This window comes from Thioclava atlantica, from assembly GCF_000737065.1.
GTDB lineage: Bacteria > Pseudomonadota > Alphaproteobacteria > Rhodobacterales > Rhodobacteraceae > Thioclava > Thioclava atlantica.
Genome location: NZ_AQRC01000002.1, coordinates 205,168 through 231,478 on the forward strand (window position 1 = coordinate 205,168; position 26,311 = coordinate 231,478).

The window sequence follows — 26,311 nt, forward strand, 5'->3', positions numbered from 1 at the left end:
TCTCGCGGCCCCGCGCGCGGCACCGGCTGGCAAAGAAAAAGGGCCGAGGATGCCCTCAGCCCTTGCTCTCGATGTCGTCTGGCGCGCGCCGGGGGTTTTGCACCCCCGGACCCCCGCAGGATATTTGGATCAAGAGGAAGAGACCTTTCCTCAAAGCCCGCGCAATTGCGGCCTGCGCCAATGTGCGGCGGGCTCGAGGATCAGCTCGGTGATCGCCCAGACCAGCGCATCGACCCGGTCGGGCGACCCCCGTCCCTGATAGCCCTGCAGGCCCATCCGGCACATCTGGTCTTCGAGCGGCCCAAGATCGCTTGCCCGCAGGTGTCTCACCCGCCCCTGCTCGTAGAGCGCCGCGACCGGTTCGGCGCGTGCGCCCTTACCCCGGCTCGCCCGGAGCGCCCGGAACGGGATCAGCGGATCGATCTGGCGCAGCACGCTCTCGATGAGATCGCCGCCCTGGTTGACCTCGGCCACGAGCCTCTCGGCGCCCCATCGCTCCATCGCCGCAATCGCCGCGCGCGCCCAGTCGGTCGGGCTGCCCCGCACGCTCGCATCTTCGAGCACCACCGCGCGCCAGTCCTGCACCGCGCCCTGCAGCCGCGCGCCCACGACCACGATCCCGCATTCGTCCGAGGCCGCCTTGCCGGTCACCGACGGATCGAGCGCGACCACGATCCGGTCGAGCGGGCCCGGCCTCTCGACCCGCGCCCCTTCCAGCATCGCCGTGGTCCAGAGGGCCCCCTCGACATCCTCGAGCAGCACGCCCTCGAGTTCCTGACGCCCGAGCCGCGTGCCCGCATAGCGCGCCTGAACCTCGGAGAGGAAACTCTCGGCCAGATAGGCCCGGTTCGCCTCGGTCGGCGCATGGGTCTCGACCGTCGAGGGGTTGTTCAGGATCGCCTTCAGGACGCCCACATTGCGCGGCGTCGTCGTGATCACCTGCTGCGGATGATCGCCCAGACGCAGCGCGAATTGCAGCATGTCCCAGACCTCCTCCGCCTTCTTCCATTTCGCCAGCTCGTCGACCCAGGCGGCGTCGAATTGCGGGCCGCGCAGCGCCTCGGGCTCATGGGCCGAAAAGGCCTGCGCGCTTGCCCCGTTGGGCCAGACCAGCCGCCTGCGCCCCGCCTCCCAGTCGGGTCTGCGATCCGGCGGAGAGCAGGCCAGGATCCCGCTCTCGCCGAAGACCATCACGTCGCGCACCTGATCGAAGGTCTCGCCCACCAGCCCCACGCGCCGCGCCTTGCCGGGGTCGAGCGGGCGCGGCCCTTCGACCTGCGCGCGCACCCATTCGGCCCCGGCCCGCGTCTTGCCCGCGCCGCGCCCGCCCATGATCACCCAGCTCTTCCAGTCCCCCTCGGGCGGAAGCTGATGCGGCAGGGCCCAGAACTCGAACAGCCACGGCAGGGCCAGAAGCGCGTTCTCGTCGAGCCCCTCGAGAAAGGCGTCAACATCGTCCTGCGTCGCGCAGGCGAGCCAGGCGGCGCCCGATTTCAGCTCGGGCGGCATCGAAATCGAGGGCGGCGGCGCGCCCTGCGGCTGCGCCAGCCAGCTGTTTGCGGAGTTTCTCGACACGAGACCGCTCCTCCATCACCAAATGAAAAGCGGTGCGGAGGTCCTTGACCGCCTGCACCGCTGCCCTGGCCTCGGCAAGCTCGCCGCGCCGCACCCCCTGCAGCGCCATGGCGAGTTCCCCGGCCACCTCCTTGTAGAGCGCCTCGGTCTGATCCAGAAGATCGACCGCTGCGCCGTCCCGCTTGTCCCTTGTGTTCACCTGCGAACCCACCCTTCCAAGTTGGTCCGTCCGAGCGAAACGAAAAAGCGCCGTCGGGTTTCCCCGCGGCGCTTGCCCACTTCTCCTAGCATGCCAAATCTCTACCCTGAAGCGTTCGCAAAGTCAAGCGCTAAATTTCAGGTTGTGCGCCGCGAAAAAATAAAACCCCGGCGCGAACCGGGGTTTTCCATTTTATATCAATTAGCTGAGGACCCGTCCTGACGCTGTTTTTCGAGTTCGCGCCACTTCGCGACGTTCCTGTTATGCTCCTCGATCGTGCTCGCGAAGGCATGGCCGCCGGAGCCGTCCGCCACGAAGAACAGGTAATCCGTCGAATCGGGATGAAGCGCCGCTTCGATCGCCGCCTTGCCCGGATTCGCGATCGGGGTCGGTGGCAGCCCGTCGATGACATAGGTGTTGTAGGGCGTGGCCTTGCGCAGCTCGGATTGCCGCAAGCCGCGGCCGAGCACGCCCTTGCCGTCGGTCACGCCATAGATCACCGTCGGGTCGGTCTGCAGCTTCATTCCTTTCTCGAGACGGTTGATGAAGACGCTCGCCACCTGCGCGCGCTCGCTCGGCACGCCGGTTTCCTTCTCGACGATCGAGGCCATGATCAGCGCCTGTTCGGGGCTGTCATAGGGCAAGCCCTCGGCGCGGCCGTCCCAGGCCGCCGCAAGGATGCTCGACTGGCGGTTCTTCATCAGATCGACCAGCGCCTGACGGTCGGCCCCGCGCTTCACCTCGTAGCTGTCGGGCGCGAGCGAGCCCTCGGCAGGCACCCCGTCGATCTTGCCCGACAGGAAGCTCGCCTCCTTCAACCCCTCGACGATCTGCCAGCTCGTCACCCCGTCCACGATCGTGACGCGCGTGCGCACATCGGCCCGGTCCGCCTTCTCCTCGAAGCCTTCCGGGGGCTTTTCGGTCTCGGGATTGTATTCCGCGACCTTCTGGTAATCGCCCGTGGTCGGATCCAGCTCGCGCAGGAGCACGTCATTGCCATTCACGCCGACCCGGAACACCAGCTCGGTGCCGCAGGTCGAGGGACCGCCCGAGGTGATCTGGTCGACGATCTGCTGCATCGAGGTCTTGGGTTCGATCAGGTAGGAGCCGAATTTCAGCTTCCCCGCCTTCTCCTCGTATTGCGCGCCGGTGCGGAAGATATAGGCGTTGCTCACCGCACCGCGCGAGGCCAGATCCTTCGACACCGCCTGGATGCTCGCGCCGGGAGCCACACGCAGGCACATCGCTTCGGCAAGCGGACCCGGATCGACATATTGCCGCTTCGCCCAGGCCACCAGCCCGCCGAGCCCGATCAGGATGACGATCAGGAGGGTGAGGAAATTCGAGACAATGTTACGCCACATCAGCCCTGCACCTTGCCCAGCACGAGGCTTGCATTGGTGCCGCCGAAGCCGAAGCTGTTCGACAGGGCCACGTCGATCTTGCGCTTGACCGCAGTTTTCGGCGCGAGGTCGATCACCGCCTCTTCGGGTCCGTTCTCGAGGTTCAGCGTCGGCGGCGCGATCTGGTCGCGGATCGCCAGCACGCAGAAGATCGCCTCGACCGCTCCAGCCGCCCCCAGAAGGTGGCCGACCGAGCTCTTGGTCGAACTCATCGTGGCGGTCTTCGCCGCATCGCCCAGCAGGCGCTGAACCGCACCCAGCTCGATCACGTCGGCCATGGTCGAGGTGCCATGCGCGTTGATGTAGTCGATCTGCGAGGGCGCGATATCGGCCCGCTCCAGCGCCGCTTTCATGGCCCGGAACCCGCCATCGCCATCCTCGGAGGGCGCCGTGATGTGATATGCGTCACCCGAGAGGCCATAACCCAGCACCTCGGCATAGATCTTCGCCCCGCGCGCCTTGGCATGCTCGTATTCCTCGAGCACCACGACACCCGCGCCCTCGCCCATCACGAAGCCGTCGCGATCGGCATCCCAGGGGCGGCTCGCCGCCTCGGGTTCGTTACCGCGCTTGGTCGAGAGCGCCTTGCAGGCATTGAAGCCCGCGATCCCGATCTCCGAGATCGGGCTTTCGGCCCCGCCCGCGACCATCACATCGGCATCGCCCAGCATGATCAGCCGCGCCGCGTCGCCGATCGCATGCGCACCGGTCGAGCAGGCGGTGACGACCGCATGGTTCGGCCCCTTGAAGCCGAACCGGATCGAGACCTGCCCCGAGACGAGGTTGATCAGCGCGCCCGGGATGAAGAACGGGCTCACGCGGCGCACGCCCTTTTCCTTGATCAGCACGGCCGTGTCCGCGATCGAGCTCAAGCCCCCGATACCCGAACCGATCATCACGCCGGTACGCAGGCGGCCTTCCTCATCCTCGGGCATCCAGCCCGAATCCCGCACCGCCTGATCGGCCGCGGCCATGCCGTAGAGGATGAAATCGTCGACCTTGCGGCGCTCTTTCGGCTCCATCCAGTCATCGGGATTGAAGGTGCCGTCCGAACCGTCGCCGACCGGGATCTCGCAGGCATATTTCGTCGTCACATTCGCAGCGTCGAAACGCGAGATCGGACCCGCGCCCGACTGTCCCGCGACAAGCCGGCTCCAGGTTTCCTCCACCCCGCAAGCCAGCGGCGTGACCATACCAAGACCCGTGACAACTACCCGGCGCATGCCCGACCTCTTTCGCTGATAAATCTCAAAGAGACCTGATACACGGCGTGGCGCATCGGCGCAATCACAACGGCTTGTTATTGCAGGGGGACAGGCGGCCCCTGCCTGGCCATCGGCATGGCTTCGCCACCGATCCGACTTTTCACCGCGGCATCCCTTGACCCGGACATCCGGCCCGGCGCCCCGATTTCAGCGCGAGCGCGGGTCTCCGACGATCCGGGTGGGCAGCCCCAGATCCTCGCAGGCATCGGCCACCGCCAGCATCACCCGGTTGCGCCCATGCTCCTTGGCCTCGTAGAGCGCCGCATCGGTTCGCATGTAAAGACCCTGAAGGCTTTCCCCGGCATGCCATTGCGCAAGCCCGACCGAAACGGTGAGCGGAAGCCGCGCGCGTCCATGCACGACCCGCATCTCGCTGATCGTCTTCCGGATCCGCTCGGCCACCTCGAACCCGCCCTCCAGATCCGCCCCGGGCAGGATCACCGCGAATTCCTCCCCGCCCACCCGCGCCAGCGTGTCGTCAATCCGCAGGTTCTCCCGGATCGTCAGCGCCACCTGCCGCAAGGTCCGGTCGCCCAACTGGTGTCCGCCCAGATCGTTGATCCGCTTGAAATGGTCGAGATCGAACATCAGGAAGCTGAATGGCACCCCATATTTCGCCCCAGACTGCGCCGCTCGCTGAAACCGCTTTTCCAGCATCGACCGGTTGAACACTCCCGTGAGCCCATCCCGAAACGCCTGACGGGTCAGGAACCGCTCGAGATTGCGCCGCGCCCGGTCGGTTCGCTCGATCGAGACCGCAATGAGCGAGATCAGCCCGGCATTGAACCCCGCGATCGCCATCACGATCAGCAAGGCCTCCGCGCGCGCCTCGGCCTCGGCTTCGACGACAAGAAAGAACAGCCCGAAGCACAGGGGTCCCAGGACGCCGATCACGGTGAGCATCCGCGCCTGCCGTCCGGAGGCATAGGGATTGAGCAGAACCCGCATCACGCCGCGCTCCGCGCGCAACACCAACCCCGCGGCCGACAGGAGCAGCACCATCAGGGCCGTGGCCACCGACATCGCGCCGGTGATCGTAGGGATCTCGAAGACATTCGCCATCAGCTGCATCAGCGCAAAGCCGAAGGTGACGAAGAAAGCGCCGATCGCGGGCGCCGAGTATCCGGCCTCCTGCGAGAAGATCCCCACCGCCAAGATCCCGAGGATCGCGGCCGAATGCAGCGCCATGCGGTAGGGACCGCCCGCGCCGTAGAACTCCGAGAGCCCGGAGACGAACCGCCCGAGCACGATGATCAGCGCAAAAACCGAAAGGGCCATCGCAACATGCGGGGCGCGCCGCGCCAGCCCGAGCGCCGCGGCCAGGGCGAGCACCGCCAGAGAGGTGGTCTCATGGGTGCCGTAGCTCCAGGGAAGCAGGCGGAACATCCAGACCTGCTGTCCCAGATGCCCGATGAGCGGCCACAAGGCCAGCAAGGCCGCTGCGAGAGCGCAGGGCCGGATCAATTGCTGGGTGGCGCGAAACAGCGTCAGAACGAAACTCCCTAGCGGGCAGAGATTCCCCTGTGTCTTCCGACACGCGAACGCGTGAGAGCCTAGCCCAAAACCCCACGCGAATCCCGAAGATTTTCGCACCGGCGCCTAGGGCGCGCCCGGCTCTTCCGCCTCGGGGCCGTAGAGCGCGAGGACCTCATGCCGCGGCGGCCCGGAACCGAGGGTCGAACGGATCATCGCCACACGCTGCGCGGCGAAGTCCGGCAGCGCCACATCTCCCGCCCCGCTCAGGAACCGTCCCACGCGCGCAAGCTCCGCGGGGCCCGCATTGCGCCCGAACCGCGCGAGCGTCACATGCGGCCGGAAGCGTCGGCGCGGCAGCGATATCTCCGCCCGGCGCGCGGCGCGCATCACCGCCCCGTGCCAGCGCACAAGATCGGGATCGGGTCGGACGCCAAGGGCCAGCGCCTCGGGGCGTTCGGGCGCGCCGAACAGTTCCAGCCCCGCCAGCCCCACCCGCGGACCGGGGTGCCAGACGATCGCCTCGAGCCCATCATGCAGCGCCATCGCCTCCGCCTCGTCGATCTCGCCGAGAAAGGCCAGGGTCAGATGCAGGTTGTCGCGCGCGACGAGACGCCCCGCGCCCAGCTCGCCCTGGAGACGCTCCACCGCGTCGCAGACCGCCTCGGGCAGTTCGATCACCACGAAAATCCGCATCGCGCCCTCCCCGCCGCACAAATGAAAACGGCGCCCCGGTTTCCCGAAGCGCCGCCCGCAAAAGCGATCTCGAAAGGCTTACGCAGCTTCCGAGATGAATTTCACCGCGTCGCCAACGGTCTGGATGTTCTCGGCGGCGTCGTCCGGGATCTCGATACCGAACTCTTCTTCGAAGGCCATGACCAGCTCGACCGTGTCGAGGCTGTCGGCGCCCAGGTCGTCGATGAACGAGGCGCTTTCGGTCACCTTGTCCTCTTCCACGCCAAGATGCTCCACAACGATCTTCTTCACGCGATCAGCGATGTCGCTCATGTCAATTCCTCAAAGTTTCTAAGGGCCTTCGCCCGTTCCTGCTTGCTCGTTCGAGCGTCTCAACCCGCGCGCCCCCGAATAACCCGAAGGACCGCAATCGAAACCGGGGCGTGTCCCGCCCGGCCCGTTCTCTGCGCTCATAGCGACTGCGATGGCGCATGGCAAGCCGTTTCTCTCGCCCCTGACCCGGTGAATTGCCCTCAGGTCACGCGATCGTCAGACCATCGTCATGCCGCCATTCACATGCAGCACCGACCCGGTGACGTAACCGGCCTCGGGGCTCGCGAGATAGCGCACGGCGGCGGCGATTTCCTCGGGCGTTCCCATCCGGCCCGTCGGGATCTGCGTCAGCAGCGCCGCCTTCTGGTCGTCATTGAGCTTGTCGGTCATCGCGGTCTGGATGAAGCCCGGCGCGACGCAGTTCACGGTGATGCCGCGGCTCGCCACTTCCTGCGCGAGCGATTTCGACGCCCCCACAAGCCCGGCCTTCGCCGCGGCATAGTTCACCTGGCCCGGATTGCCCGACTGGCCGACGATCGAGGTGATGTTGATGATCCGCCCCCAACGCGCCTTCATCATGCCGCGCAGCACGCCGCGCATCAGACGCACCGCCGAGGTCAGGTTCACGTCGATCACCGATTGCCAGTCCTCGTCGGACATCCGCATCAGCAGCCCGTCGCGGGTGATGCCGGCGTTGTTGACCAGGATATCGAGCCCGCCCATCGCCTCGAGGGCCGCTTTCGGCAGCGCCTCGACCGAGGCCGGATCGCCCAGATTGGCGGGGCAGACATGCGCGCCCTCGCCCAGCTCCGCCGCCAGAGCCTCGAGCGGCTCGACCCGCGTGCCCGACAGCGCCACCACGGCGCCGCCCGCATGCAACGCTCGCGCGATCTCGGCCCCGATGCCGCCGGAGGCGCCCGTCACAAGCGCGCATTTCCCTTTCAGATCAAACATCTGCAAGCCCTTCCTCTCTCCGGACGCCTGCGCGCCCTCTTCCTCTTGATCCAAATATCCCAGGGGGGTCCGGGGGAGGATCCCCCGGTGCCGCCTCAGGCCTTCAGCGCCGCGATATCCTCGGGCGTGCCGATCGCGCGGCAGCTCGCCTCTTTCGCGATGCGCCGGATCATCCCCGACAGCGCCTTGCCCGCGCCGATCTCCCAGAATTCCTTCACGCCCTGCCCGGCCATCCAGGCGACGCTCTCGCGCCAGCGCACCGAGCCGGTGACCTGCTCGACCAGCAGGCGGCGGATCTCTTCGGGATCGCTCACCGCCGCGGCGCGCACATTGGCCACGACCGGCACCGCGGGCGCCTTGATCGCGGTGCCCGCGAGCGCCTCGGCCATCGCGTCGGCCGCGGGCTGCATCAGCGCGCAGTGGAAGGGCGCCGAGACCGGCAGCAGCACCGCGCGTTTCGCGCCCTTCTCCTTGGCGATGACGGTCGCGCGTTCCACCGCCTCCTTGTGGCCCGAGATCACGACCTGGCTCGGATCGTTGTCATTGGCGGCCTGGCAGACCTGACCTTGCGCGGCCTCCTCGGCGACCGCGGCGGCGGTCTCGAAATCGAGCCCCAGCAGCGCGGCCATCGCCCCCATGCCGACCGGCACCGCCTCCTGCATCGAGCGGCCGCGCAGGCGCAGCAGTTTCGCCGTGTCGGCAAGGCTCAGGCTGCCGGCCGCGCAGAGCGCCGAATATTCGCCCAGGCTGTGGCCGGCCAAGAAGGCGGCATCGGTGATCGCGAAGCCCTCGGCCTCGAGCGCCCGCATCGCCGCGATCGAGGTCGCCATCAGGGCGGGCTGGGCATTGGCGGTCAGCGTCAGCTCCGCGATCTCGCCCTCCCAGATCAGCGCCGAGAGTTTCTCGCCCAGGGCCTCGTCCACCTCGGCGAAGACCGAGGCAGCGGCCGGATAGGCATCTGCGAGCGCCTTGCCCATCCCGATGACCTGCGCGCCCTGACCGGGGAATACGAATGCTCGGCTCATGGCCTGTCCTCCTGAACGTTCTTTCTTTGCGCCTCCCATAGCGCGCGCACGCCCTTGGGGCAACCTGTGCAAGCGGCCAGCCCTCCGGGGACGCCCGGACCCTGTCTATCACAGCAAGAAGGGGCGCCGAAGCGCCCCTTCCAATCCCTGTCCCTTCGTTTCCTGTTCAGCAGGAATAGTAGAGCTTGTATTCCACCGGGTGCGGCGTGTGCTCGTAGGCGTAGACCTCGTCCCACTTGAGGGCGAGATAGCCTTCGATCTGGTCCTTGGTGAACACGTCGCCGGCCAGCAGGAAGTCGTGATCCTGCTGCAGGCTCTCGAGCGCCTCGCGCAGGCTCGCGCAGACGGTCGGGATCGAGGCCAGCTCTTCCGGCGGCAGATCGTAGAGGTCCTTGTCCGAGGACGGACCCGGATCGATCTTGTTCTTGATGCCGTCGAGGCCGGCCATCAGCAGCGCCGAGAACGCCAGATAGGGGTTCGCCGAGGGATCGGGGAAGCGGGCTTCCACACGCTTGGCCTTCGGCGACTCGGCCCACGGAATACGCACGCAGCCCGACCGGTTGCGGGCCGAATAGGCGCGCAGAACCGGGGCTTCGAAGCCCGGGATGAGACGCTTGTAGGAGTTGGTCGACGGGTTGGTGAAGGCGTTGAGCGTCTTCGCGTGCTTCAGGATGCCGCCGATGAAGTAGAGCGCTTCCTGGCTGAGATCCGCGTATTTGTCGCCCGCGAAGAGCGGCTTGCCGTCTTTCCAGATCGACATGTTCACATGCATGCCGGTACCGTTGTCGCCCGCGATCGGCTTCGGCATGAAGGTCGCCGACTTGCCATAGGCATGCGCCACGTTGTGGATGACGTACTTGTATTTCTGGATGTCATCGGCCTGCTTGGTCAGCGTCCCGAAGATCAGACCCAGCTCGTGCTGGCACGAGGCCACTTCGTGGTGGTGCTTGTCGACCTTCATGCCCATGCGCTTCATGGTCGAGAGCATCTCCGAACGCAGGTCCTGCGCGTCATCGATCGGGTTGACCGGGAAGTAGCCGCCCTTGACGCCCGGACGATGGCCCATGTTGCCCATCTCGTAGGACGTGTCGGTATTCCAGGCGGCGTCGATCGCGTCGACCTCGTAGGAGACCTTGTTCATCGAGACCGAGAAGCGCACGTCGTCGAACAGGAAGAACTCGGCTTCCGGGCCGAAGAAGGCCTGATCGCCGATGCCCGAGGACTTCAGGTAGGCCTCGGCCTTCTCGGCGGTGCCGCGCGGGTCGCGGGCATAGGGTTCGCCGGTGTCGGGCTCGACCACGGTGCAGTGCACGCACATGGTCTTCTCGGCATAGAAGGGGTCGATATAGACCGATGCGGGATCCGGGATCAGCTTCATGTCGGACTGATCGATCGATTTCCAGCCCGCGATCGAGGAGCCGTCGAACATGAAGCCTTCGTCGAAGAAATCTTCATCGACTTCGGTATGCATCAGCGTGACGTGCTGCAGCTTGCCGCGCGGATCGGTGAAGCGGACGTCGACATATTCGACCTCTTCGTCCTTCATCAGTTTGAGAGCGTCCTTAATGCTCATGTGACATTACCCTTTCGTTCAGCATGGGTTTTGCCCGGGCCCCGCCGGCCCGGAATGTGTTGCCGCAATTACAGCGCGTCGTCGCCGCTTTCGCCGGTGCGGATGCGGATCGCCTGCTCCATCGGAGAGACGAAGATCTTGCCGTCGCCGATCTTCTCGGTGCGTGCGGCCTGGGTGATCGCCTCGATCGCCGCCTCGACGAGATCGTCGGGCAGGACCATTTCGATCTTCACCTTGGGAAGAAAGTCCACGACATATTCGGCGCCGCGATAAAGCTCGGTATGGCCCTTCTGGCGCCCGAACCCTTTCACTTCGATCACCGAGAGGCCTTGAATGCCGACCTCCTGAAGCGCCTCCTTCACCTCGTCCAGTTTGAAGGGCTTGATGATCGCTTCCACCTTTTTCATGCCGCCGACTCCCCCGTCAGTTCTGGTTCCGACCCCCTCAGACCACTTTCCCAAAGCCCCCGCAATCGGCTAGGGTGAACGGGTGCGGAAGGGGATCGGAAATCCGAAAGCCGCGCCCGTTTTTCGAGCGGGTAGCACAAAAACTGGGCAGTTTGAAAACAATTCGCATCGAGGCTCCGATAGAATGAGCGAAATCCTCACCGCGGCGCAGATGCGCGCCTGCGAGATGGCCGAGATCGAAAGCGGCGCGGTCACCGGACTGGAACTGATGGAACGCGCGGGCGCAGGCGTGGTCGAGGCGATCTTCGCGCAATGGCCCGAGTTCTCGCCGGGCCGCGCTATCGTCCTGTGCGGCCCCGGAAACAATGGCGGGGATGGCTATGTGATCGCGCGCCTGCTGGCCGAACGGGGCTGGTCGGTGGACTGTCACGCCTTTGGCGACCCGTCGGGCCTGCCGGCCGATGCGCGCACCAATCACGACCGTTGGAAGAGAATGGGTGCGGTGCACCCTTGGGATGATTCTGCGATCGCGGCGCGGATCGACTCGCTGGAAGGCGGCCTCGTGATCGACGCGCTCTTCGGCACCGGCCTCACCCGTGCCTTGCCCGAGCAGATGGATCAGACCGGCCGCGCGATCGCGACCCGCCATTCCGCCGCCCCCGCCGATGCACGGCCCCACCTCGTCGCGGTCGATATCCCGAGCGGCATTTCCTCCGATAGCGGGCGCGACCTCGGCGGCGCGCTCCCCGCCGATCTGACCGTCACCTTCCACCGCGCGAAATGCGGCCATTATCTCGACCCCCGCTCCGGCCCCTCCCGCCCCGCGGGCGGCGCGACCCTGAGCGGCAGAATCGCCATCGTCGATATCGGCCTACCACAGACGCCGCTGCCCGATGCGGCGGCGCTGATCACGGCCCCGACCCATTCTCTCGCCAAAGGGTCGGGCGGGCACAAATACGGCCATGGCCACGCACTGGTGCTCTCGGGTAGGGCCGGAAAGGGCGGAGCCGCGCGCCTCGCCGCCCGTGCGGCGCTGCGGATCGGCGCCGGGCTCGTCACCCTCGCCTGCCCGCAAGCGGCCTTGCCGGAGAACGCGGCGCAACTCAACGCGGTGATGCTCACCCCCCTGCCCGACGCCTATGCGCTGCGCGGGCTGATGAAGGACGAGCGGCTCAACGCGCTCTGTCTCGGCCCCGGCCTCGGCGCCGCACGGGCGCAGGAGATGGTGCCGGCCGCGCTATGGGGCAAGCGCGCCACGGTCCTCGACGCCGATGCGCTCACCGCTTTCGAAAGCGATCCGGAGCTTTTGTTCGGGCAACTCCACCCCGATTGCGTCCTGACCCCGCATCTGGGCGAATTCGCACGGCTTTTCCCCGACCTCGCCGGCAAGCTCTCCGATCCGGACCAGCCGGGCTACTCCAAGCTCGACGCGACGCGCGAGGCCGCCGCCCGGGCGGGCTGCACGGTCCTGCTCAAGGGGCCCGACACCGCGATTGCGACCCAGGACAGCCGCGTCGCACTTCATTCGGCGACCGGGGCGCGCGCCGCGCCCTGGCTCGCGACGGCCGGCTCCGGCGATGTTCTGGCGGGGCTGATCGCAGGGCTTCTCGCGCGCGGGGCCACGCCCTTCGATGCCGCCTGCTCCGCCGCCTGGCTGCATGCCGAGGCCGCGCGCAGCTTCGGCCCCGGCCTGATCGCCGAGGATCTGCCCGAAGAACTCCCCCGGGTCCTGCGCGGCTTGGCACTCTGAGAACACGCCCGGCCGCGACAGGAAAGCCGCCCAAAAAGCGCGCGCCCTCTTCCCCCGCCCGCGGGCTGTTGCTATTACGCCTCCGATGCGGGTGTGGCGGAACTGGTAGACGCACCAGATTTAGGTTCTGGCGCCGAGAGGCGTGGGGGTTCGAGTCCCTTCACCCGCACCACTCATTGCATATCGCCCCCGGCGCGCCGCCGCTCGGCGCTCGCGCCATGCGCCGGGCCCCGCTCACTTTCGCCTGTGCGCGCCCCCTGCGCCCCCGATTTCGCCTTGCCACCAAGGCCCGCGCCCAATAGAAGGGCGCCTGAAATCGAGAACCCGGCCGCGATCCGCGCGGCGCCAAGACACAAAGGACATCCAATGCAGGTCACCGAGACCCTCAACGACGGCCTCAAGCGCGGCTACGAGATCACCATCACCGCCAGCGAGCTCGACGACAAGGTCACCGCGAAGCTCGAAGAAGCCCAGCCCGAGATCGAGATGAAGGGCTTCCGCAAGGGCAAGGTTCCGATGGCGATGCTGCGCAAGCAGTTCGGCCCGCGCATCCTCGGCGAAGCGATGCAGGAAGCCGTCGACGGCGCGATGAGCGAGCATTTCGAGAAGTCCGGCGACCGCCCCGCGCTCCAGCCGAAAATCGAGATGAAAGACGGCGAGAACTGGAAAGAGGGTGACGACGTGGTCGTGACCGTCGAGTACGAAGCGCTGCCGGAAATCCCGGAAGTCGACCTCTCGGGCGTCACGCTCGAGCGTCTGGTCGTGAAGGCCGGCGACGACGCGATCAACGAGGCGCTCGAGAACCTCGCGGGCACCGCGAAGAATTTCGAAGCCAAGGACGGCAAGGCCGAGAACGGCGACCAGGTCGTGATCGACTTCGAAGGGTTCGTCGATGGCGAGGCGTTCGAAGGCGGCAAGGGCGAAGGCTACCCGCTCGAGCTCGGCTCGGGCTCCTTCATCCCGGGCTTCGAGGAAGAGCTCCTCGGTGCCAAAGCCGGTGACGATGTCGAGGTGAAGGTCACCTTCCCCGAGCAGTACGGCGCCGAGCATCTCGCCGGCAAGGACGCGGTCTTCAAGTGCAAGGTGCACGAGGTGAAAGCCCCGAAAGCCGCAGAGATCAACGACGAGCTCGCCAAGCAGTTCGGCGCCGAGGATCTCGCCGCGCTGAAAGCCCAGATCGCCGAGCGTCTCGAAGCCGAATACGCGGGCGCGGCCCGTCAGGTGATGAAGCGCGGCCTGCTCGACCAGCTCGACGACAAGGTGAAGTTCGAACTGCCGCCGGCGCTCGTGGAAGCCGAGGCCCAGCAGATCGCCCACCAGCTGTGGCACGAGGAAAACCCGGAAGTTCACGATCACAACCACGGTGAGATCGAGACGACCGAAGAGCATCAAAAGCTCGCCGAGCGCCGCGTGCGCCTTGGCCTGCTGCTCGCCGAGATCGGCCGCAAGCAGGAAATCGAGGTCACCGATGCCGAGATGACCCAAGCGGTGATGAACCAGGCTCGCCAGTATCCGGGCCAGGAGCGCGCCTTCTTCGAATTCGTGCAGCAGAACCCGCAGATGCAACAGCAGCTGCGCGCGCCGATCTTCGAGGACAAGGTCATCGACCACATCGCGGGCGAAGCGACCGTGACCGACAAGGAAGTGTCGAAAGAAGACCTGCAGAAAGAGATCGAGAAGCTCGACGAGGCGTAATCCCCGTCAGCGATCCTTTGGATCGAAAGGCCGCTCCTTCGGGGGCGGCCTTTTGCATTGCGCGCGGGCGATCAGGGCGTGACCTTGAGAAACCGCGCCGAAGCGACCGGGCGTCCATCGACGATCAGGGGAGCCGCGGGCGCCCGCGGCGAGGTGGCGGGAGCGATGGCGAAATCGCGGGGGATCGGGCGCGGAGCCGGCGCCTCGGGCGCGGCTTCGGCCGCCACATCCACGCCAACCCCCTGCCCCTGAACCTGGGCGAGCACGACCTGCGTCACCACATCCCGGGTGAGCGCGAAGCGCGCCCTCCAGGCCTCGGGATCGTGCAGATAGAGCAGGCCCGACGTGACCAGCCCGGTCATCGCGAGCGTATTGCGAAGGATCGACAGGAGCTGCATCTCTTTCCCCTAAACCAGCAGACCGGGGCAGCCTGTCACGCGAAAAGGGCAATTTTGCGACGTCTCCGCCCCACGCCCCGCGCCACCTCATCGCAAAAAGAAAAGCAGCGCGAAGGTCTCCCCTCGCGCCGCGATCCTGTCACTCCTCGGGGCCGGAGCCCGGAGAGAGATATCACTCTTCGGTTTCGGGCGTGGCCACCGGGCCTTCGTCCTCGTCCGAGGTCGCGCCGCCGATATCGTCGAACAGCTCGGCGATCTCGAACTCGGCAGCCGCTTCTTCTTCGGCGGCCAGGTCCTGGATCGACTTGCCCGACGCCTGCAGTTCGGCCTCTTCGGGCGAGCGGGCGACGTTGAGCGTGACGTAGCAGACGACCTCGGGGTGCAGGTGCACCTCGACCTCGTGCAGGCCGAGAACCTTGATCGGCTGACGGATGATGACCTGCTTGCGGTCGATCGAGAAGCCCTCTTCGGTGGCGATGTTCGCCGCGTCGCGGGTGGTGACCGAACCGTAGAGGTTGCCGCCGTCGGATGCCGAACGGATCACGACGAAGGTCTGACCGTCAAGCTTCGACGCCAGATCTTCGGCCTCTTTCTTGGTTTCGAGGTTGCGGGCCTCGAGCTGGGCCTTGCGCTCTTCGAAGCCCTTGATGTTGGCTTCGTTGGCGCGCAGCGCCTTGCCCTGCGGCAGCAGGTAGTTGCGGCCATAGCCGTCCTTGACGGTGACCACGTCACCCATCTGGCCGAGCTTGGCCACGCGTTCGAGAAGGATCACTTCCATCGGTCGGTCTCCTTATTTCACGGCGTAGGGGAGCAGCGCGAGGAAGCGGGCGCGCTTGATCGCGCGGGCCAGTTCACGTTGCTTCTTGGCCGAAACGGCGGTGATGCGGGCGGGGACGATCTTGCCGCGCTCGGAGATGTAGCGCTGCAGAAGACGGGTGTCCTTGTAGTCGATCTTCGGCGCGTTCTCGCCCGAGAACGGGCAGACCTTGCGGCGACGGAAAAACGGTTTTGCCATGGGTACTACTCCTTAGCTCGGGATCAACGGCGCTCGCGACGGGTGTCGCGTTCGTCGCGTTTCTGCATCTGGACCGAGGGGCCCTCTTCGTGGGCGTCGACCTTGATGGTCAGGACGCGCATCACGTCGTCATGCAGACGGGCCAGACGCTCCATTTCCTGAACCGCGGCCGAGGGCGCGTCGGTTTTCAGGAAGGCGTAGTGCCCCTTGCGGTTCTTGTTGATCTTGTAGGCCATGGTCTTCACGCCCCAATACTCGGACTCGACGACTTTGCCGCCGTTATCGGAGAGGACCGTGGAGAAATGTTCGACAAGGCCTTCGGCCTGCGCGTTGGACAGATCCTGACGCGCGATGAGGACATGCTCGTAAAGCGGCATGCGAACTCCTGTTTTTTCAAGGCGGCTTCATAGGTGGGCGGTTCACTCTTCCGCATCCCACCACGAGAGGCTCTGCCGGTTCATGCAAAAGCGGAAGATGGGGCCTTATAAGGGATCAGATCGCGGATGCAAGGAAAAACCCGTGCCCCGAGCGCCCTGCCCGCTCAGTCGAGACGGGTCGCCGCGAGGATCTGGCCCGGCAGCGGCCGGTTGCGGCCCTCATGCACCGACTGGACGATCAGCACGGCGGGCTCGTCCCCTTCGATATCGAGCGCGAGCCGGGTCGGCGACACCCCGTCCCAATTGGCGATGTCGCGCCATTCGGTGACGATATTGGTATATTCGACCGTCTTGCCCGCGTTCTCGCCGCGCAGGATGTCGACGGTGGCCTGCGGCCGGTAGCGCACGAGCTGCACGACCGCGGGATCCGCAAGCGGCTTGACCGGGCGCAGTACCACCTCGAAATGACCTTCGCTGCCGTTGACCTCGAGCGTGACCGGACGCGCCTGGTCGAGCTCGTGCTCGATCGCGGCGACCAGATCGTCATGGCCCGGTCCGACAAGTGCCTCGCGGCCCTCGACGATCATCTGCGGCGTGTAGACGATCCGTTCTCCCGTCGCGAGCGCATAGGCTTTCTGCCGGGCGGTGAATTCGGGCTTCCCGAACGGGTCCTTCCAGCCGAGATAATCCCAGTAATCGACATGAAGCGCGAGCGCGATCACATCGTCACGCTTGGCGATCCGGGCAAAGAGCGCATCGGCGGGCGGACAGGAGGAGCAGCCCTGCGACGTGTAGAGCTCGAGCACAACCGGCCCGTTGGTCGGTGCCCCCGCCGTCTGGACCTGCCCGGCTTCGGCGACATCCATCTGCTCGACCATCGCCGCGCTCGCGCGCGCGCGCATGCCAGGAGGTGCATCCGGAACGCTCACCGCGTTGCCGGAGGACATGGTCGCATCGCCCGCAAAGGCGACCCCGGTGGACACCAGGTCGCCTGCGACCATCAGGCAAAGACCAAACCAGACTCCGGTGAAACGTGCAGCGAACAACTTCGAGACCTCTTTGAACCCCTGCTCCAAGCCTATCGTCGCCCTGCATATCACCGCCAATCAAGGTTTTGCGAGAACCAATTCCTTGTCGCTACGGAAAGCGAAATGCTGTGTCCCCGGTGCATTTTTCCGGGCGTGGCGGCAATTTCAGTGTGCAATGGTATACAAATTTGCGTTCACCCCTCTTGAACGCATCGCCGGCTTCGGGCAAACACGCGCCAGCGACACCCTCTGACCCATCAAGGGAGGCCATCAGATGCCCATCGTTACCGGTAAGGATACCGCCAAGACCCGCCGCGAGCTCAGCGTCGGCGGCAAGAGCTTTTCGTATTACTCGATCCCCGCCGCCACCGAAGCGGGTCTCGGCGACTTCTCGAAACTGCCCGCCTCGCTGAAGGTGGTGCTCGAGAACCTGCTGCGCTTCGAAGATGACGGCTTCACCGTTTCGGTGGACGACATCAAGGCCTTCGGCGAATGGGCCGAAAAAGGCGGCAAGAACCCGCGCGAGATCGCCTATCGCCCGGCCCGCGTGCTGATGCAGGACTTCACCGGCGTTCCCGCCGTGGTCGACCTCGCCGCGATGCGCGACGGCATCAAGGGCCTCGGCGGCAACGCCCAGAAGATCAACCCGCTCGTGCCCGTCGACCTCGTGATCGACCACTCGGTGATGATCGACGAATTCGGCAACCCGCGCGCCTTCCAGATGAACGTGGACCGCGAATACGAGCGCAATATCGAGCGCTACAAGTTCCTCAAATGGGGCCAGACCGCGTTCGAGAACTTCCGCGTCGTTCCCCCGGGCACCGGCATCTGCCACCAGGTGAACCTCGAATATCTCGCCCAGACCGTCTGGACCGACCGCGACCAGGACGGCAATGAAGTGGCCTATCCGGACACGCTCGTGGGCACCGACAGCCACACCACCATGGTCAACGGCGCCGCCGTTCTCGGCTGGGGCGTCGGCGGGATCGAGGCCGAGGCCGGCATGCTCGGCCAGCCGATCTCGATGCTGATCCCGGAAGTCGTGGGCTTCAAGCTGACCGGCGAGATGGTCGAGGGCACCACCGGCACCGACCTCGTGCTCAAGGTCGTCGAGATGCTGCGCGCCCATGGCGTGGTCGGCAAGTTCGTCGAATTCTACGGCCCCGGCCTCGACAAGCTGCCGCTGGCGCAGCGTGCGACGATCGCCAACATGGCGCCCGAATACGGCGCGACCTGCGGCTTCTTCCCGGTCGATGACGAGACCCTGCGCTATCTCGAGCAGACCGGTCGCGACAAGGACCGCATCGCGCTGGTCGAAGCCTATGCCAAGGAAAACGGCATGTGGCGCGGCGCCGATTACGAGCCGATCTACTCCTCCACGCTCGAGCTCGACATGGGCACGATCGTCCCGGCGATCTCGGGTCCGAAGCGCCCGCAGGACTACCTGCCGCTGACCGGCGCCGCCCATGCCTTCACCAATGTCGTCGCCGACTATCGCGGCATCGACATCTCGGACGAGGCCAAGGACATGGCCGACGAGGGCCCGGTCGCGACCAAGCCGGTCACCATCGGCAAGACCGCCAAGGTCGAGGGCGCGGATTACGAACTGCGCGACGGCTCGGTCGTGATCGCCTCGATCACCTCGTGCACCAACACCTCGAACCCCTATGTGCTGATCGGCGCGGGGCTCGTGGCACGCAAGGCACGCGAGCTCGGCCTCACACGCAAGCCGTGGGTGAAGACCTCGCTCGCACCCGGCTCGCAGGTCGTCTCGGAATATCTCGAGGCCGCCGACCTGCAGGAGGATCTCGACGCGCTCGGGTTCAACCTCGTGGGCTATGGCTGCACCACCTGCATCGGCAACTCGGGCCCGCTCCAGCCCGAGATCTCGAAGGCGATCAACGATAACGACCTGATCGCGACCTCGGTGCTCTCGGGCAACCGCAACTTCGAGGGCCGGATCTCGCCGGACGTGCGCGCCAACTACCTCGCCTCGCCGCCGCTCGTCGTGGCCTATGCGATCGCGGGCGACATGAACATCAACCTGACCTCGGAACCGCTGGCGCATACCGAGGACGGCAAGCCGGTCTATCTCAAGGACATCTGGCCCACCGACAAGGAGATCGCCGATCTCGTCGAGAAGGTCGTCACCCGCGAGAAGTTCCAGTCGAAATATGCCGACGTGTTCAAGGGCGACGAGAAATGGCAGGGCGTCGAGGTTTCGGGCGGCGAGACCTATGACTGGCCGGCCAGCTCGACCTACATCCAGAACCCGCCCTATTTCCAGGGCATGTCGCCCGAGGCCGGGTCGATCTCGAACATCAAGGGCGCGGGCATCCTCGCAGTCCTCGGTGATTTCGTGACCACCGACCACATCTCGCCCGCGGGCTCGTTCAAGCCCGATACCCCGGCCGGGAAATACCTGGTCGAGCGTCAGGTCGCTCCGAAAGACTTCAACAGCTACGGTTCGCGCCGCGGCAACCACGAAGTCATGATGCGCGGCACCTTCGCCAATATCCGCATCAAGAACGAGATGCTCGATGGCGTCGAGGGCGGCTTCACCAAGGGTCCCGATGGCCAGCAGACCTCCATCTACGACGCCGCGATGGCCTATGCCGAGCAAGGCAAGCCGCTGGTGATCTTCGGCGGCGAGCAATACGGCGCGGGCTCCTCGCGTGACTGGGCCGCGAAGGGCACCAACCTGCTCGGCGTGAAGGCCGTGATCGCGGAGAGCTTCGAGCGCATCCACCGCTCGAACCTCGTCGGCATGGGCGTCATCCCCTTCGAGTTCACCGAAGGCATGACCCGCCGGGATCTGGATCTGACGGGCGAGGAAGAAGTCTCGATCGAGGGGCTCGAAGGCGATATCAAGCCGCAATCGACCGTGCCCTGCACCATCACCTACAAGGATGGCTCGACCAAGACGATCTGCCTCAAGAGCCGCATCGATACCGCGGTCGAGATCGAATACCTGCGCAACGGCGGCGTGCTGCACTACGTGCTGCGCAACCTCGCCAAGGCCTGATCGGTCTGACAGAATTGGAAAAGGCCCCGCGATTGCGGGGCCTTTTTCGTATCGGCAAATATCGCCGGACTGCTAATACCGCGGGGGGCTCTCCGAGAGCCGGAGCGGGATTGAGCCCAATGGTGCCATTCACTCGCATTCCAAAATGCGTCCGCAGACAACCCAGTTATAGACTGTGTGCGGGTAAGCGACGCTGCCGGCAACCTGCCTATTATTCAGCTTATCGTTATGCCGGGGAATAACACTCACTAATTCCAAATGCTATCGTATGCTGCCCTAAAACTGGGGTCGACTCGTTTCGCAAGAATTTCCATCACCTCATGCACTCTTTGGATGTAATCCTCATCCTTATTGTAATCTGATATGCTCAAACGAACTCGTGACCATAAATGCTCCTCAGATGAATATTTTTCCCAAGAATCAAGAAGTATATCCAATCCTCTATTTACGCTTTCCTCATCAGTGAGGACTTCGTCAGCAGCCACCTGCATGATGCCAGTCGTTCGCCTCTTTTTCCATACGGCGAGTCGCTCCAAAGTTCGGATAGCGGGGGGGCGGCAGTAGTCCTCATAGACCAAAACAGAATATGCAACTAACTTGAGTAATTCATCTGACACCTTGGAGTCGATCTTCTCACCAAACCGAGCACGCGCAGCCACATAGTGACTATTAACAAAAATGTTTCTCCTGCGTGCTCCAGGACCGCCTGAAAGTGTAATCTTGTTTGCAACGGCGTACAGGAACGCTAGCAGCGCGAGCCATAATTCGTTTCCTGCTGTCTCTAGGTCAGGAATTAGTGAGCGATTAGGCAAAATTAGATAAATATAAGCCAATGTCGCAAGCGCTATTCCGAATAACGAATGGAAAATGTACCCCGGCCAGCTTATGAGGCGATGACGATTAAACAGGAATATAATGACGGCGCGCAACACATAGTAATATGGCACCACATTGATTATTCCCAAGCGTAATTCAGGTCGAGAAACAGCTACCGCTGCCGATGAAACAAGTATGATGAAGACCGCCGGAGATAGAGCGCGAATGAAAAAATTTAGAGCAACGCTTTCATTCGGCTCTTCGAACAGAGAGGTGCTGACGTAACCGAATTCTATGGCATGCTTGCCAATCCAGTTGACCAAGAAAAATAACATCAGCGCTAGTGCGACGTGCATCGGAAGCGTTGCCCAAATTACATAGTCCATATTACCTCTCACGGAAATTGACCCACTCGGCGCCCCGGCTGTGGAACTTCAGCAGATCTACTTAACTCATACGGCAGGGTTTTTCTATATCTAGGTCTTGTTAGAGATACTCCTTTCTTGGAACACTGCGCAGCAGCCGTGACCAGCGTCACACCCCGCAATACCAAGGTGTCAGCTTTGCATCGCAAAGTAGATATCTTTCGCTATCCAAATGAACGGCAGCCCCGTCCCGCATAGCAGACCTTCTCCTCAGCAACGGGAGCGTGTCGCCAAAACGGGCATGCGTTACCGGAACGCTCAATCCACCCCAGCATCGCCGATCCCCGCCTCGTTGTGCTATACTTCCCGCCATCACAAGGGAGGACGGCGCGATGAACAGGCGCGAGATGTTGGCCCTGACGGGCGGCGCGATGGTCGCAAGCGGGGCGATGGGAGGCGCGGCGCATCCGGCGCGGGCGGAGGCCGTGATGGGCGATGGCGGGCTTTACCAGCAGGGCTTCTTTCACGACAGTTTCCTCGACCTCGGAGAGGATCTGAGCGAGGCCGCGGATCAGGGAAAGGGGCTGCTGGTGCTCTTCGAGCAGCGCGGCTGTCCCTATTGCCGCGAGATGCATCTGGTGAATTTCGCACGCCCCGAGATCACGGATCTGATCGCGACGAATTTCCTGGTCCTGCAGCTCGATCTCTGGGGCGCGCGGGAGGTTACCGATTTCGATGGCGAGGAGTTGGAAGAACGCGCACTCGCGCAGAAATGGTTCGTGAACTTCACGCCGACGCAGGTGCTGATCCCGGCTCAGAACGCGGGCGCAGCCGATCTGCGCGCGGCCGAGGCCTTCCGCATGCCGGGCTATTTCAAACCCTTCCACCATCTGTCGGGGCTGGAATATGTCGCGAGCGGCGCCTATCGCGACCAGCCCTTCCAGCGGTTCCTGCAGGACAAGTTTTCGGCCTTGCAGGAGAAGGGTATCGACCCGGATGTCTGGTGAGTGACCGCGGCGCAACCAAGCTGATCAAGCAGTCCGGGACGGCGCCCAAACAAAAACGGCCCGCGCGAGGCGCGGGCCGTTCTCGATCTCGTTCGCTCAGGCTCAGGCCAGGGCGAGATTGCTTGCCGACTGGCGGCCGTCACGGCCGGTTTCCAGATCGTAGGTCACTTTCTGACCGTCATCGAGACGGTTGATCCCGGCGCGCTCAACCGCCGAGATGTGCAGGAAGATGTCCTTGCCGCCATCGCTCGGTGCGATGAAGCCATAACCTTTGGTGCTGTTGAACCACTTCACGGTGCCTTCGGCCATCGTGAGTCTCCTTCAAGTAGTGTGCTGCCTGCGGAATGCGTCAGCTCGGCCGTGTCAGTTCTTTAAAGCAAACTGAAGCCGTAAAGGAGACAGTGCATCTGGGAATCAAACGTAGCAGAATGATAGATAGGGCCTCATGGGGAGAAAGACAAGCCCGAAGGTGGAGCGCCCCCCCGGGGAGCCGTGGCGAGAGCCTATTTCGTTCCCTTTTTGTTTCGCCTATGCTGGGCCCCATGTCCACGCCCCTGCCCTTCCCCTTGCGTCCCGGCCGCACCCATGAGGTCTGCGGCCCCGGTGCGACCAGCTTCGCCTGCGCGGTCGCGGCGACGACCACGGGGCCGATCCTGTGGGTCAACGAGCGCCACCGCCGCGAGGGGCTGTTCCCGCGCGGGCTGGCCGCCTTCTTCGATCCCGACCGGCTGCTGATGGCGAGGGGCAAGGACCAGACCGACACGCTCGCGGTCATGGAAGAGGCGCTGCGCGACGGCTCGGTGCCCTTGGTGATCGGCGAGATCCGCAGCCCGATCGGCCTGACCGAGGGGCGGCGGCTGCAGCTCGCGGCGAAGACCGGGCCGGCCACGGGGTTGTGCCTGGTCGCGCAAGGGGTCGGATCGAACGCGGCGGAGACGCGCTGGCACGCCGCTCCCGCCTTGCAAAAGGGGCTGCGCGAGGGTGTCAGCGCGCCACGATTGCGCTGGCGTCAGATCAAGAACAAGTCCGGCCCCTGCCGGGTCTGGGAAGTCCGCTGGAATGCGCGCGACCGGGCCCCGGAGATCCTCGACGTGACCGACAGCGCCCCCGAGCCGGTCTGACCGGCCCGCGTTCAAAGGTCGAGCTGATCCTCGATCGCACCCACCTGAGCCACCGGATCGACGACCCATTCGGTGACGTTCTGCAACCCGCGATCCTCGAGCACCTCGGAGCCCGGATGCTCTGCCATCCAGGCCTCGATCCGGGCGTCGCGCGCGCGCAGGAGCGCCTCGAGCTGCGGCCGGTAGAGCGTGACCATGCCGCTCAGCCACAGGTTCACCGCCCAGTTCGGATGCGCCAGCTCGATCGAGAAATGCTCCAGCAGCCGGATCATGTCCCCGGCGCGGTAGAAGCACTCGTCGGTGACCCAGCGATTGGTGGTGAAGAGGCGCAGCGCGTGCCCCCGCCCGTCCACGCTGATCGCGCCGATATGGGTGAAGCGCTGGCCGCGTTCGGGGATCCGCGCGCCGGGCAGCGCCCAGGGCTCGAGCCCCGCGATCACCGCGTCGGGCCGCATGAAGAGGTGGAAATGCCCGTTCTCCCCCTCGGTCATCTCGCGCGGGTCGTGGGCATGGTAGAAATAGTGGCAATGGGTCTCGGTATCGAAGACATCGCCCTTGGGATAACGCTCCCAGGTCAGGAAATCGCCCTGCCCGCGCAAGACCTCGGAGACCACGCTCATCCCCGACTTCGCTAGCACCGTCTCGCATTCGAGAACCGTCTCAGCGGCATCGTGCATTTCCTCGAGCCGCCCGCGCGGCAATCCGGCAATCGGGATATCTTCGAGAATGGTAGCCTCGGTCTTGAGCGTCATGGGGGCTCCGGGAAAGTGAAAACGGGGCCGACCGGATCGGCCAGCCCCACGAGATCAGACTAGCCGCACGATCAGAGCGGCGCCATGCCCAGCTGTTCGCGCACGGCCGGCTCGCGGCTCGTCTTGAGCCCGATCTGGCGACCTTCCTCGACCGCGATCTCGGGCGGGACCCCCTTCGAGGCCCGGTAGAGCGCCCACATCGCGCCGACCCGGTTGGAGCTCTCGCAATGCAGCAGGATCGGGTAATTCGCCGGGTCTTCGACGATCTTGGCGAATTCGGCGACCTGCTCGGCCGTCGGCGCCTTGGTCGGCACCGAGATCTGGATGTAGTTCATCCCCGATTTCTTCACCAGATCCCCTTCGTTCGGCGCACCCTCGTCCGGCTTGAGCAGGCTCACGACGGTCTTGAAGCCGAGCTGCTTGAGCATCGGGATGCCGGTCGGGTCGATGAAACCGCCGGTGCCGACATAGGGCGTCGCGCGCAGGTAGTTATCGACGATCGGCGGCATCTTGTCGCCATAGGGCGCCTGGGTTGCCTTGACGGTGGTGTCATAAGGCCCTTTCGCCATCGGCGCGGCTTCTGCCGTCGTGGCGGGCGCTGCGCTCGGGGCGCAGGGGTTGGCGGGCATCGCGGCGGGGGCGCAGGGATTGACCACCGCGGCCGGGGCGCAGGGGTTGGTCGCCTGCGCTCGGCTCGCGGCCGGCACTGCCGCCGACATCGCCACCGCCGTCACCGGCACCATCGCGGCACGCAGCAAGCTCTTGCGTTTCTTCGTCTTCATCGAACACTCCTCCCAAAATGTGCTCAGGTCGAAACAGGCTCAGCCATGCATCGCGGAGCGGCCGGAACCGCGCAGCGCATGGTCATCGAGTTCGTCGTCGGGGGCGCAGACCTCCTCGGCGGTAAGCGGACCGCCGCGCGAGCGCTCGACGATCGTTCCGAGGCGGAAACCGACCGCCGCGATGATCACCAGCGCCAGCAGCACCACCCATTCCGGCACCCCGAAGAGCTGCGGCAGGGTCTGTGCATCGGGCCCCTTGGCCGCGAAGTAGAAGCTGGTCAGCGGGTCGAAGACCGCCGCGAATACGGTGGTGCCGAGCACCATGCCGATCGCGAAGACCACCGCGTCGATCCGGCCCGAGGCGATCCCCACGACCGAGGTGCCCGGGCAATAGCCGCCCATCGCGAAACCCGCGCCGATCAGGGCGCCGCCCGCGAGAATGGCCCAGTAGAAGGTGGTCGGGATATAGACCGCGTTCACCCCGATCACGCCCGCGCTGCGCAGCACGTAAAGCCCGATCGCGGCGACGATCACGGCGGTGAACATCACCTTGAACACCGCGAAATCGCGCAGGCTGAACTGCGCGGTGAGCTTGCGCGAACTGCCGAAGCCCGCCGCTTCGAGCGCATAACCGAAGAGCACGCCCGAAAGCAGCCCCGAGGCGATCCCGCTGTCATAGATCGGAAAGGTCATTGCCACATCCTCCGCATCATCATCGAGACCGCGAACCCGGCCGCGAAGAACCCGATCAGGAAGACGAAGCCGGCGACGGCCAGCACCGCGCTGCCCGAGAGCCCGACGCCGCTGGTGCAGCCCCGCGCCATCCGCGCGCCGAAGCCCACCAGCGCCCCGCCCGCAAGCGCGTAACCGATGCGCCGGGTCGGCGTGATGCTGGGCCCGCGCTCGACCTTGACCGAGATCCGGCCCGCGCCGCGCGCGCCGAGCCAGGCGCCGATCAGCACGCCCAGCACCTCCCAGGTGATCCAGGACATCAGCGGCGCGCCCGCCTTCATGAACGGCCCGAAATAGGAATTCTCGGCCGTCGCCTGCGGCGCGACCCAGTCACTCGACTGCGCCGCGAGACGGGTGATGAAGCCCGACGCGCCCAGACCGTGACCGCTGATGACGAAGGTCACAAGCAATGCAAGGCCCAGAACGGTGCCCGCCGCCAATGGTGACCAGAATGGTTTCGGAGTCTCTCTCATGGCAGCCTCCCTCTCTCCCATGAACAAATTCGCAAATGATGATATCAAAAGCGCGAAACCGATCAACGGAGTTGCGCGGCACGCTCCGAAAGG

27 protein-coding genes and 1 tRNA gene are annotated in these 26,311 nt (G+C 65.1%); 6 read left to right on the forward strand and 22 right to left on the reverse strand.

Annotation, left to right across the window (positions count from 1 at the left end; all coding sequences use genetic code 11):
• Window positions 1-150 precede the first annotated feature (150 nt).
• The 11 genes from DW2_RS03470 to DW2_RS03520 form a co-directional block, all read right to left on the reverse strand.
• Complete coding sequence (locus DW2_RS03470) at window positions 151-1,509, reverse strand: DNA-packaging protein (protein WP_051855272.1); 1,359 nt, start codon at window positions 1,507-1,509, stop codon at window positions 151-153.
• Window positions 1,448-1,786 carry a hypothetical protein gene (locus tag DW2_RS19965; protein ID WP_238321242.1) on the reverse strand — a complete coding sequence of 113 codons (339 nt, stop codon included), beginning with the start codon at window positions 1,784-1,786 and terminating at the stop codon, window positions 1,448-1,450. The genes DW2_RS03470 and DW2_RS19965 overlap by 62 nt, the downstream gene beginning before the upstream one ends.
• A gap of 185 nt (window positions 1,787-1,971) precedes the next feature.
• The gene (mltG, locus tag DW2_RS03480; protein WP_038143863.1) at window positions 1,972-3,138 is read right to left on the reverse strand and encodes an endolytic transglycosylase MltG; all 1,167 of its coding nucleotides are present in this window, start codon (window positions 3,136-3,138) and stop codon (window positions 1,972-1,974) included.
• Complete coding sequence (fabF, locus tag DW2_RS03485) at window positions 3,138-4,400, reverse strand: beta-ketoacyl-ACP synthase II (protein WP_038143864.1); 1,263 nt, start codon at window positions 4,398-4,400, stop codon at window positions 3,138-3,140. The genes mltG and fabF overlap by 1 nt, the downstream gene beginning before the upstream one ends.
• 189 nt (window positions 4,401-4,589) lie before the next feature.
• Window positions 4,590-5,828 (reverse strand): GGDEF domain-containing protein, encoded by a 1,239-nt coding sequence (locus DW2_RS18965; RefSeq protein WP_156102864.1) that lies wholly within the window; start codon window positions 5,826-5,828, stop codon window positions 4,590-4,592.
• Window positions 5,829-6,041: 213 nt separating this feature from the next.
• On the reverse strand, window positions 6,042-6,611 hold the full coding sequence (gene thpR, locus DW2_RS03495; protein ID WP_038143865.1) for an RNA 2',3'-cyclic phosphodiesterase: 570 nt from the start codon (window positions 6,609-6,611) through the stop codon (window positions 6,042-6,044).
• A gap of 78 nt (window positions 6,612-6,689) precedes the next feature.
• Window positions 6,690-6,923 (reverse strand): acyl carrier protein, encoded by a 234-nt coding sequence (locus tag DW2_RS03500; protein ID WP_038073067.1) that lies wholly within the window; start codon window positions 6,921-6,923, stop codon window positions 6,690-6,692.
• A gap of 216 nt (window positions 6,924-7,139) precedes the next feature.
• On the reverse strand, window positions 7,140-7,877 hold the full coding sequence (fabG, locus tag DW2_RS03505) for a 3-oxoacyl-ACP reductase FabG (protein WP_038143867.1): 738 nt from the start codon (window positions 7,875-7,877) through the stop codon (window positions 7,140-7,142).
• Between the two features lie 95 nt (window positions 7,878-7,972).
• Entirely contained in the window at window positions 7,973-8,902 is a 930-nt protein-coding gene (gene fabD / locus DW2_RS03510) for an ACP S-malonyltransferase (protein WP_038143868.1), read from the reverse strand.
• 166 nt (window positions 8,903-9,068) lie between these two features.
• On the reverse strand, window positions 9,069-10,475 hold the full coding sequence (gene glnA / locus DW2_RS03515; protein ID WP_038143869.1) for a type I glutamate--ammonia ligase: 1,407 nt from the start codon (window positions 10,473-10,475) through the stop codon (window positions 9,069-9,071).
• 68 nt (window positions 10,476-10,543) lie between these two features.
• Window positions 10,544-10,882 (reverse strand): P-II family nitrogen regulator, encoded by a 339-nt coding sequence (locus DW2_RS03520; protein ID WP_038143870.1) that lies wholly within the window; start codon window positions 10,880-10,882, stop codon window positions 10,544-10,546.
• Window positions 10,883-11,066: 184 nt separating this feature from the next.
• Between DW2_RS03520 and DW2_RS03525 the strand changes: the two genes are divergently transcribed.
• From DW2_RS03525 to tig, 3 genes are all read left to right on the forward strand, one after another.
• Window positions 11,067-12,632 carry a bifunctional ADP-dependent NAD(P)H-hydrate dehydratase/NAD(P)H-hydrate epimerase gene (locus tag DW2_RS03525; RefSeq protein ID WP_038143871.1) on the forward strand — a complete coding sequence of 522 codons (1,566 nt, stop codon included), beginning with the start codon at window positions 11,067-11,069 and terminating at the stop codon, window positions 12,630-12,632.
• A gap of 87 nt (window positions 12,633-12,719) precedes the next feature.
• Window positions 12,720-12,804 (forward strand) — tRNA-Leu (locus DW2_RS03530).
• A 194-nt stretch (window positions 12,805-12,998) separates the two neighbouring features.
• Entirely contained in the window at window positions 12,999-14,327 is a 1,329-nt protein-coding gene (tig, locus tag DW2_RS03535) for a trigger factor (protein WP_038143873.1), read from the forward strand.
• A 71-nt stretch (window positions 14,328-14,398) separates the two neighbouring features.
• Here the strand turns inward: tig and DW2_RS03540 are convergent, their stop codons facing one another.
• From DW2_RS03540 to DW2_RS03560, 5 genes are all read right to left on the reverse strand, one after another.
• The gene (locus DW2_RS03540) at window positions 14,399-14,725 is read right to left on the reverse strand and encodes a hypothetical protein (protein WP_038143874.1); all 327 of its coding nucleotides are present in this window, start codon (window positions 14,723-14,725) and stop codon (window positions 14,399-14,401) included.
• Window positions 14,726-14,897: 172 nt separating this feature from the next.
• Window positions 14,898-15,503, reverse strand: a complete 606-nt coding sequence (gene rplI, locus DW2_RS03545) for a 50S ribosomal protein L9 (RefSeq protein WP_038143875.1) — start codon at window positions 15,501-15,503, stop codon at window positions 14,898-14,900.
• 12 nt (window positions 15,504-15,515) lie between these two features.
• Window positions 15,516-15,740: a 30S ribosomal protein S18 gene (gene rpsR / locus DW2_RS03550; RefSeq protein ID WP_038073027.1), complete on the reverse strand. Its 225-nt coding sequence runs from the start codon at window positions 15,738-15,740 to the stop codon at window positions 15,516-15,518.
• A 23-nt stretch (window positions 15,741-15,763) separates the two neighbouring features.
• Window positions 15,764-16,117, reverse strand: coding sequence for a 30S ribosomal protein S6 (gene rpsF / locus DW2_RS03555; RefSeq protein WP_038143877.1), 354 nt, complete (start codon window positions 16,115-16,117; stop codon window positions 15,764-15,766).
• A 164-nt stretch (window positions 16,118-16,281) separates the two neighbouring features.
• Window positions 16,282-17,163, reverse strand: a complete 882-nt coding sequence (locus DW2_RS03560; RefSeq protein WP_238321243.1) for a DUF1223 domain-containing protein — start codon at window positions 17,161-17,163, stop codon at window positions 16,282-16,284.
• Window positions 17,164-17,419: 256 nt separating this feature from the next.
• Here DW2_RS03560 and acnA point away from each other — a divergent pair, with 256 nt between their 5' ends.
• Window positions 17,420-20,170, forward strand: a complete 2,751-nt coding sequence (gene acnA / locus DW2_RS03565; protein ID WP_038143878.1) for an aconitate hydratase AcnA — start codon at window positions 17,420-17,422, stop codon at window positions 20,168-20,170.
• 248 nt (window positions 20,171-20,418) lie between these two features.
• On the opposite strand, the gene DW2_RS19645 is transcribed toward acnA, so the two are convergent.
• Window positions 20,419-21,372, reverse strand: a complete 954-nt coding sequence (locus DW2_RS19645) for a hypothetical protein (protein WP_156102865.1) — start codon at window positions 21,370-21,372, stop codon at window positions 20,419-20,421.
• A 371-nt stretch (window positions 21,373-21,743) separates the two neighbouring features.
• Between DW2_RS19645 and DW2_RS03570 the strand changes: the two genes are divergently transcribed.
• The gene (locus tag DW2_RS03570) at window positions 21,744-22,358 is read left to right on the forward strand and encodes a thioredoxin family protein (RefSeq protein WP_202900081.1); all 615 of its coding nucleotides are present in this window, start codon (window positions 21,744-21,746) and stop codon (window positions 22,356-22,358) included.
• Between the two features lie 102 nt (window positions 22,359-22,460).
• On the opposite strand, the gene DW2_RS03575 is transcribed toward DW2_RS03570, so the two are convergent.
• The gene (locus tag DW2_RS03575) at window positions 22,461-22,667 is read right to left on the reverse strand and encodes a cold-shock protein (protein ID WP_038143880.1); all 207 of its coding nucleotides are present in this window, start codon (window positions 22,665-22,667) and stop codon (window positions 22,461-22,463) included.
• A 233-nt stretch (window positions 22,668-22,900) separates the two neighbouring features.
• Here DW2_RS03575 and DW2_RS03580 point away from each other — a divergent pair, with 233 nt between their 5' ends.
• A complete protein-coding gene (locus tag DW2_RS03580; protein ID WP_038144036.1) occupies window positions 22,901-23,479 on the forward strand; it encodes an ImuA family protein in 579 nt (192 codons plus the stop codon).
• A gap of 11 nt (window positions 23,480-23,490) precedes the next feature.
• On the opposite strand, the gene DW2_RS03585 is transcribed toward DW2_RS03580, so the two are convergent.
• The 4 genes from DW2_RS03585 to DW2_RS03600 form a co-directional block, all read right to left on the reverse strand.
• The gene (locus DW2_RS03585) at window positions 23,491-24,231 is read right to left on the reverse strand and encodes a DUF6969 family protein (RefSeq protein WP_038143882.1); all 741 of its coding nucleotides are present in this window, start codon (window positions 24,229-24,231) and stop codon (window positions 23,491-23,493) included.
• A 71-nt stretch (window positions 24,232-24,302) separates the two neighbouring features.
• Window positions 24,303-25,013 carry a protein tyrosine phosphatase family protein gene (locus DW2_RS18970; protein WP_051855277.1) on the reverse strand — a complete coding sequence of 237 codons (711 nt, stop codon included), beginning with the start codon at window positions 25,011-25,013 and terminating at the stop codon, window positions 24,303-24,305.
• Window positions 25,014-25,052: 39 nt separating this feature from the next.
• Window positions 25,053-25,706, reverse strand: coding sequence for a DUF6691 family protein (locus tag DW2_RS03595; RefSeq protein ID WP_081874831.1), 654 nt, complete (start codon window positions 25,704-25,706; stop codon window positions 25,053-25,055).
• Window positions 25,703-26,218, reverse strand: a complete 516-nt coding sequence (locus DW2_RS03600) for a YeeE/YedE thiosulfate transporter family protein (protein ID WP_038143883.1) — start codon at window positions 26,216-26,218, stop codon at window positions 25,703-25,705. Before DW2_RS03600 ends, DW2_RS03595 begins: the two co-directional genes overlap by 4 nt.
• Between the last annotated feature and the right edge of the window lie 93 nt (window positions 26,219-26,311).